At 70.1% G+C, this 6874-nt stretch carries 6 protein-coding genes; all 6 read left to right on the forward strand.

The features are described from left to right. Window positions 1-47: 47 nt before the first annotated feature. Genes VIR15_RS11990 through VIR15_RS12015 form a run of 6 tightly spaced genes read left to right on the forward strand, consistent with a single transcriptional unit; the run spans window position 48 to window position 6831 of the window. The gene (locus tag VIR15_RS11990) at window positions 48-1574 is read left to right on the forward strand and encodes an ABC transporter substrate-binding protein (protein WP_331927870.1); all 1527 of its coding nucleotides are present in this window, start codon (window positions 48-50) and stop codon (window positions 1572-1574) included. 26 nt (window positions 1575-1600) lie between these two features. Continuing rightward, complete coding sequence (locus VIR15_RS11995) at window positions 1601-2551, forward strand: ABC transporter permease (RefSeq protein WP_331927872.1); 951 nt, start codon at window positions 1601-1603, stop codon at window positions 2549-2551. Continuing rightward, a complete protein-coding gene (locus VIR15_RS12000; protein WP_524538098.1) occupies window positions 2548-3474 on the forward strand; it encodes an ABC transporter permease in 927 nt (308 codons plus the stop codon). Before VIR15_RS11995 ends, VIR15_RS12000 begins: the two co-directional genes overlap by 4 nt. Continuing rightward, window positions 3471-4526, forward strand: coding sequence for an ABC transporter ATP-binding protein (locus tag VIR15_RS12005; RefSeq protein WP_331927875.1), 1056 nt, complete (start codon window positions 3471-3473; stop codon window positions 4524-4526). Before VIR15_RS12000 ends, VIR15_RS12005 begins: the two co-directional genes overlap by 4 nt. Next, window positions 4523-5359 carry an ATP-binding cassette domain-containing protein gene (locus tag VIR15_RS12010; protein WP_331927877.1) on the forward strand — a complete coding sequence of 279 codons (837 nt, stop codon included), beginning with the start codon at window positions 4523-4525 and terminating at the stop codon, window positions 5357-5359. The genes VIR15_RS12005 and VIR15_RS12010 overlap by 4 nt, the downstream gene beginning before the upstream one ends. Further along, window positions 5356-6831, forward strand: coding sequence for an aldehyde dehydrogenase family protein (locus tag VIR15_RS12015; protein WP_331927879.1), 1476 nt, complete (start codon window positions 5356-5358; stop codon window positions 6829-6831). Before VIR15_RS12010 ends, VIR15_RS12015 begins: the two co-directional genes overlap by 4 nt. Window positions 6832-6874 lie beyond the last annotated feature (43 nt).

Below are 6874 nucleotides of genomic sequence, written 5' to 3' on the forward strand. Positions count from 1 at the left end.
CTGGTCAGACCGGTGCCTCTCGATTCGCCGCACGGGATGGAGTCACGATGAAGCTCAGCCGATTCGCCACCGCAGCCGGGAGCGTCGTGCTCCTGGCCCTGACCGCCGCCTGCTCGGCGGGATCTGGCCCGTCGAACGGGACGCCGACCAGTGGGGCAGCCGGTTCCGGCGACACCTCCCTCACCGTCGGCCTCGTCGCGGAGCCGGTGAGCCTCGACTTCACCACGAAGGACGGCGCAGCCATTCCCCAGGCGCTGCTCGACAACGTCTACGAGACCCTCGTCAAGGTCGACCAGTCCGGTGAGCTGAAGCCGGCCCTCGCCACGGCGTGGAAGGTCTCCGCGGACAACAAGACCTACACCTTCGACCTCGTCGGCAACGCGAAGTTCACGAACGGCACGCCCTTCACGGCGAAGGACGCCGTGTTCTCCATCAACCGGGTCAAGAGCGACTGGACGGTCTCGCTCAAGGCCGCCATGGACGTCGTCGCCGACGCGAAGGCCGTGAGTGACACGCAGCTGCAGGTGACGCTGAGCAAGCCGAGCAACGACTGGCTCTACAAGATGTCCACCCGCATCGGCGCGATGATGTCCCAGACGGGCGTCACCGACCTCGCGAACAAACCGGTGGGCACCGGCCCGTACGTGTTCGGTGAGTGGAAGCGGGGCGACTCGATCAGCCTCAAGGCGAACCCGAACTACTGGGGGACCAAGCCGTTCTTCCAGGACGTCACCCTGAAGTACTTCAAGGACCCCTCGGCGCTCAACAACGCGCTGCTCACGGGGACGATCGACGTCATCGGCACCGTCCAGGCGCCGGAGTCGCTCCAGCAGTTCCAGAACAACGACAAGTACGAGATCGTCGAGGGCACGACCAACGGAGAAGTCGTGCTCTCGTTCAACAACGGCAAGGCGCCGATGAACGACCTCAAGGTCCGCCAGGCGGTCCGGTACGCCATCAACCACAAGGCGCTGCTGGACACCTGCTGGGCGGGTCGCGGGACCCTCATCGGCAGCATGGTGCCGCCGACCGACCCGTGGTACGAGGACCTGACCGGGCTGTACCCCTTCGACCTCGAGAAGGCAAAGGCACTCGTCACCGAGACGGGTGTGGCCGCGACGCCGCTCCGGCTGCGCGTGCCGTCGCTGCCCTACGCCACCTCGTGCGGGCAGGTCGTCAAGAGCCAGCTCGAGCAGGCCGGCTTCAAGGTCACCCTCGACGAGCTCGAGTTCCCGGCGGTCTGGCTCACCACGGTGTTCACCGACGCGGACTACGACATGTCGATCGTCGCGCACGTCGAGCCACGGGACCTGCCAGCGGTCTTCGGCAACCCGAAGTACTACACGCGCTACGACAACAAGCAGCTGCAGGCGGACCTGGCCGCTGCTGACGCCGGCACCCCGGAGGAGCAGGTGACCCTGATGAAGAAGGCGGCTCGCGAGCTCTCGCAGGACGCTGCAGCCGACTTCCTCTTCCTCCTGCCCAACCTCATGGTGGCCGAGAAGGGCATCAACGGCCTGCCGAAGAACGCGATCACCGAGTCGTTCCGCCTGTCCGACCTGAGCCGCGGCTGAGCGCCCCGCGCTGAGCCTGGAGGACCATGCTGCTGCACGTCATCCGCAGGACCGCGATCCTGGTCGCGAGCCTCGCGGTGAGCTCCGTGGTCGTCTTCGGCTTCATGGTGCTCCTGCCCGGCGACCCGGCTCGCGTCGCGCTCGGAGTCAACGCATCGGAGGAAGCGGTGGCGCAGCTGCGGGCGGAGTTCGGGCTCGACCAGCCGCTCGTGGTGCAGTACTTCTCGTGGGTGTCGGGGCTGGTGCGCTTCGACCTCGGCCGCAGCTACGTCTCCCAGGTCGAGATCGCGCCCCAGATCCTCGACCGTCTCCAGGTCACCCTCTGGCTCGTCGTCTGCGCGATGATCCTCGCGGTCGTCATCGCCGTCCCTCTCGGCACGCTGATGGCGATCCGGCACCGCCGTCCGAGCGGGTTCGTCCTCACCGGCCTGTCGCAGCTCGGCGTCGCCGTCCCGGCGTTCCTCGCCGGGATCCTGCTCATCACCGTCTTCGCCGTCCGGCTCGGCTGGTTGCCGGCCAACGGCTGGACCCCGCCCAACGAGGATCCCGTCCAGTTCCTGCGACAGCTCGTGCTGCCCGTGCTCTCGCTCGGTCTCGTCCAGGGCGCGGTGCTGAGCCGCTACGTCCGCAGCTCGATCCTCGACGTCCAACGCGAGGACTACATCCGCACCGCCCGGGCCAAGGGACTGGGCCCGTTCCGTGCGCTGTGGCGGCACGGCTCCCGCAACGCCGCCATACCGGTCGTCACCGTGCTCGCCCTCCAGCTGGCGACGCTGCTCATCGGTGCGGTCGTCGTCGAGCGCGTCTTCGTCATCCCGGGTCTCGGGAGTCTCCTGCTCGACCAGGTCTCGAACCGGGACCTCATCTTCGTGCAGGACATCGTCATGCTGCTCGTCTTCGCCGTCCTGCTGGTCAACTTCCTCGTGGACCTGCTCTACCTGGTGATCGACCCGCGGCTCCGGGCGGGGCACTCATGACAGCCGAGCCGACTCAGCCCACCGAGGCCATTGAAGGCACGGAGCGCGTCCGCGGGCCCGGCGAGGTCGACGCCGTCCCCTTGGTGGGACAGCCGCACGTCCGGCGACGCGCGGGCGCGAGCCTCGTCGTCGGCGGCGTCCTCGTCGCCGTGGTCGTGCTGATGGCGCTCGTGTCCTTCGTCTGGACCCCGCACGACCCGACCCTCGTCAACGCGGAGGCACGCCTGCGCGACGTGGGCGATCCGGACTACTGGCTCGGCACCGACAAGTTCGGCCGGGACGTGTTCAGCCAGATCCTCGTCGGCGCGCGCACGACGCTCTTCGTGGGGGTCGTGGCGGTCGGCGTGGCGGGCCTGATCGGCGTGCCGCTCGGGATCGTGTCGGCCATGGCCACAGGCTGGCTCGGCGAAACCGTCATGCGAGCGATGGACCTGCTCCTCGCGTTCCCGGCCCTACTGCTCGCCATCATGTTCAGTGCCATCTATGGCGGCAGCACGCTCGTCGCCATGATCGCCATCGGCATCGCGACCATCCCCATCTTCGCCCGCATCGTGCGCAGCGGCGCCCTTCAGGTGCTGAGCAGCGAGTACATCCTGGCGGCCCGTGCCGCGGGCCGCAGCCCGTGGGCAATCGGCCTGCGGCACGTGCTGCCCAACGTGAGCAGCCTCGTCATCGTCCAGGCGTCGGTCGCCTTCGCGATCGCCGTCCTCGCCGAGGCCGCCCTGTCCTTCCTCGGCTACGGAACGCCGCCGCCCATACCGAGCTGGGGCCGAATGCTCCAGGAGAGCCAGGAGCTGCTCTACTCGGCGCCGCGGCTCGCCTTCATCCCCGGTGCCGCCATCGCCCTGGCCGTCCTCGGTTTCAACCTGCTGGGGGATGGCCTCCGCGACCGCTACGACCCCAGGCTGGAGGACCGGCGATGAGCGTGAACCCAGCGGATCGTGCGGCAGCCGGCTCAGCGGCATACGGCCCAATGTCTGCCGTCGGTGACGAGCGGCCCGTGCTCGACGTGCGCGGGCTCTCCGTCAGCATCGGGGGGCACGACCTGCTGCACGACCTGACGTTCTCGATCCGCCGCGGCGAGCGCGTCGGCCTCATCGGCGAGTCCGGCTCGGGCAAGTCCCTCACCAGCCTGGCGCTCCTTGGCCTGCTGCCCGAGGGAGCGCGCGTGACGGGCTCGGCCCGCCTCGCCGGTGTCGAGCACGACGTCGTCGGCGCGCGCGACCGCGAGCTGGCGCAGGTGCGGGGGAACGAGGTCTCGATGGTCTTCCAGGAGCCGATGACCGCCCTCAACCCGACGATGCGAGTGGGCGCCCAGGTCGCCGAGACGATCGTCATGCACGCAGGCCGCGGCGATCGGCCCGAGGCAGGGCGCGGCGCGGTCCGCGAGCGGGTCGCCACGCTGCTCGACCAGGTCGGGTTGCCCAGCACCGCAGAGATCGCCCGGGCCTACCCGCATCAGCTCTCGGGCGGACAGCGGCAACGCGTGGTCCTCGCGATCGCCCTCGCGAACGACCCGGGGCTGCTCGTGTGCGACGAGCCGACGACAGCGCTCGACGTCACGGTCCAGGCGCGCGTCCTCGACCTCATCGTCCGGGGCGTCGAGGCCCGCAACTCGGCGCTGCTCTTCATCACCCATGACCTGTCCGTCGTCGCCACGGTCTGCGAGCGGGTGCTCGTCATGTACGGAGGGCGCATCGTCGAGGCCGGCCCGGTGTCGGAGGTCTTCACCCGGCCGCGGCACCGCTACACCGAGGGGCTGCTCGCGGCGTCCGACCTGGAGGGCGCCGACCCCCTCGAACCGCTCGAGACGATCCCCGGCTCCGTGCCTCCGGCGGGGATGTTTCCGGAGGGGTGCGTCTTCCGCACCCGCTGCGCGCACGCCACCACGGAGTGCGAGGTGCTCCCACCGTGGAGCGGTGCGACTCCCGAGCACGGGTACGCCTGCGTCCACCCCGCCGGAGTGGACCGATGAGCGCGGCCATCGTCGCGCGTGACGTCACGCGGCACTACCGCAGGCCGCGAACGTCGCTGCGGCACAAGGGAACCGCGGTCGAGGCAGTCAGGGGCGTCAGTTTCGAGGTCGGGGGAGGGGAGCGTTTCGGCATCGTCGGTGAATCCGGATGCGGCAAGTCCACCCTGATGCGGCTCATCGCAGCGCTCGACCGGCCGACGAGCGGTGAGATCTTCATCGAGGGCATGGAGATCACCGGCCGACGCGAGCGCGATCTCGGCTTCGTGCGGTCGCAGCTGCAGGTCGTCTTCCAGGACCCGATGGGCTCGCTCGACCCGCGAATGCGGGTGCGTGACATCGTCGCGGAGCCGCTTGTCGCCCAAGGCAACCACGATCGAGACGCCCGGGAGGAACGGGTCCACGAGCTCCTCGAGTCGGTCGGCCTCTCGCGGCAGGCGGCAGGCCGCTTCCCGCACCAGTTCTCCGGCGGCCAGCGCCAGCGGATCTCGATCGCCCGGGCCCTGGCGCCGCGGCCCTCGATCCTGATCGCCGACGAGCCCGTGAGCGCGCTCGACGTGTCCGTTCGTGCGCAGGTGCTCAACCTCATCACCGACCTGGTCAAGGAGCTCGGTCTGACCCTCGTCTTCGTCTCCCACGACCTCTCCGTCGTCCGCCACATCTGCGACCGGGTCGCGGTCATGTGTGCCGGCGAGATCGTCGAGCTGGGCCCGACGGAGCAGGTCTACGAGTCGCCACAGGACCCCTACACGCAGCAGCTGCTGCGGGCCGCGCCGAGCATGCGCCGCGCCCTGCGCGGCGGCGGCACGGCCGAGCTCGTCGGAGGTGGCTCATGACCGGTCTTCATCGCATCGCCCACCCTGCTGGGTTGCCGATCGGCGAGGAGTGGGTGCCCGCGGCATCGACGACAGAGGTCCGGTTCCCGTTCAGCGGCGAGCTCGTCGCAGAGGCGCCCGTTGGGTCGACCGAGCTTGCCACACAAGCCGTTTCGTATGCCGCTGGGCTGCGTGAGCTGGCGGCTTCCCTCCCGTCACACGTCCGTCGTGCTGCGCTGACAGAGGCGGGCCGCGCGGTTGCCGAGCGGCGGGGTGAGTTCGAGCAGCTCCTCGTGCTCGAGACGGGCAAGCCGCTCGTCGACTGCCGCGTCGAGGTCGACCGGACGCTGTTGACCCTGACGACCGCCGCCGAGGAGGTCGCGCGCCTCCACGGTGAGACGGTGCCCCTCGACCTGCTGCCGAGCGGTGAGGGCCTGCTCGGGTTCTGGGTGCGCCGGCCCATCGGCGTCGTCGTCGGGATCGCCGGGTACAACTACCCGCTGCTGCTGGCCTCCCACAAGCTGGCCCCGGCCCTCGCGGCTGGATGTCCCGTGGTGGTCAAGCCCGCTCCGCAGACGCCTCTTGCCACGCTGTGGCTCGTCCACCTCGTCCGCGAGGCGCTCGCGGCGGCCGGTGCACCACGGGGGCTCGTGCAGCTGCTCACCGGTGGGGTCGACGTCGGCGTGGCGCTGACGACGGACCGACGCGTCGGCGCGGTGTCGTTCACCGGATCTGCCGCGGTGGGGCACCAGATCGCGAGGGACGCGGCGCCGACGAAGGTCCTGCTCGAGCTCGGCTCGAACTCGGCGCTCGTCGTTGCCGAGGACGCGGATCTGGAGGCCGCCGCCGATGCGGTCATCCGGGGTGGCTACTACGCCTCCGGGCAGGCCTGCATCTCGGTTCAGCGCGTCGTCGTCGTGGAGGCCGTCCGCGACGCCTTCCTCGGCGCGCTGTCCGCCCGGATCGGCGATGTCGTCGTCGGGGACCCGCGCTCGCCGGAGACGCGCGTCTCGGCCCTCATCGACGAACGTTCCACTGAGCGCGTCCGCGCGTGGGTGCAGTCGGCCGTCTCAGCCGGGGCAACGCTCGTGCGAGGCGGTGACGTGCGTGAGGGCGTGGTGGCGCCGACCGTGCTCCTCGACGTCCCCGACGGGCAGCTCGCGTGGGACGAGGAGGTCTTCGGGCCCGTGGTGGCCGTGCGGTCGGTCGCGTCTGTGGGTGAGGCCTTCGAGGTCGTGAACCGCTCGCGCTACGGCCTGCACGCCAGCGTCTTCACGGCCTCGCTCGACACCGCGTTCCGCGCGATCGATCGCATCGAGACGGGCGGCGTCGTCGTCAACGAGGTGCCCGGCTTCCGTTCGGACGTCATGCCGTACGGCGGGGTGAAGGACTCGGGCGTTGGACGCGAGGGGCCTCGCTTCGCCATCGAGGAGCTCACCGTGACGCGGATGGCCATCATCCGTCCGTCGACCGGTGCGAGGAGCCAGCCGTGACCGAACGACCCGACTACGCGCGGCTCTTCCGGCTCGACGGCCG

The organism is Intrasporangium sp., assembly GCF_036566125.1.
Lineage (GTDB): Bacteria > Actinomycetota > Actinomycetes > Actinomycetales > Dermatophilaceae > Intrasporangium.

What these genes read in the sequence shown, in the direction of transcription:
- VIR15_RS11990 (WP_331927870.1), top strand. Translation starts at nt 48, where the DNA reads ATGAAGCTCAGCCGATTCGCCACCGCAGCCGGGAGCGTCGTGCTCCTG.
- VIR15_RS11995 (WP_331927872.1), top strand. Translation starts at nt 1,601, where the DNA reads ATGCTGCTGCACGTCATCCGCAGGACCGCGATCCTGGTCGCGAGCCTC.
- VIR15_RS12000 (WP_524538098.1), top strand. Translation starts at nt 2,548, where the DNA reads ATGACAGCCGAGCCGACTCAGCCCACCGAGGCCATTGAAGGCACGGAG.
- VIR15_RS12005 (WP_331927875.1), top strand. Translation starts at nt 3,471, where the DNA reads ATGAGCGTGAACCCAGCGGATCGTGCGGCAGCCGGCTCAGCGGCATAC.
- VIR15_RS12010 (WP_331927877.1), top strand. Translation starts at nt 4,523, where the DNA reads ATGAGCGCGGCCATCGTCGCGCGTGACGTCACGCGGCACTACCGCAGG.
- VIR15_RS12015 (WP_331927879.1), top strand. Translation starts at nt 5,356, where the DNA reads ATGACCGGTCTTCATCGCATCGCCCACCCTGCTGGGTTGCCGATCGGC.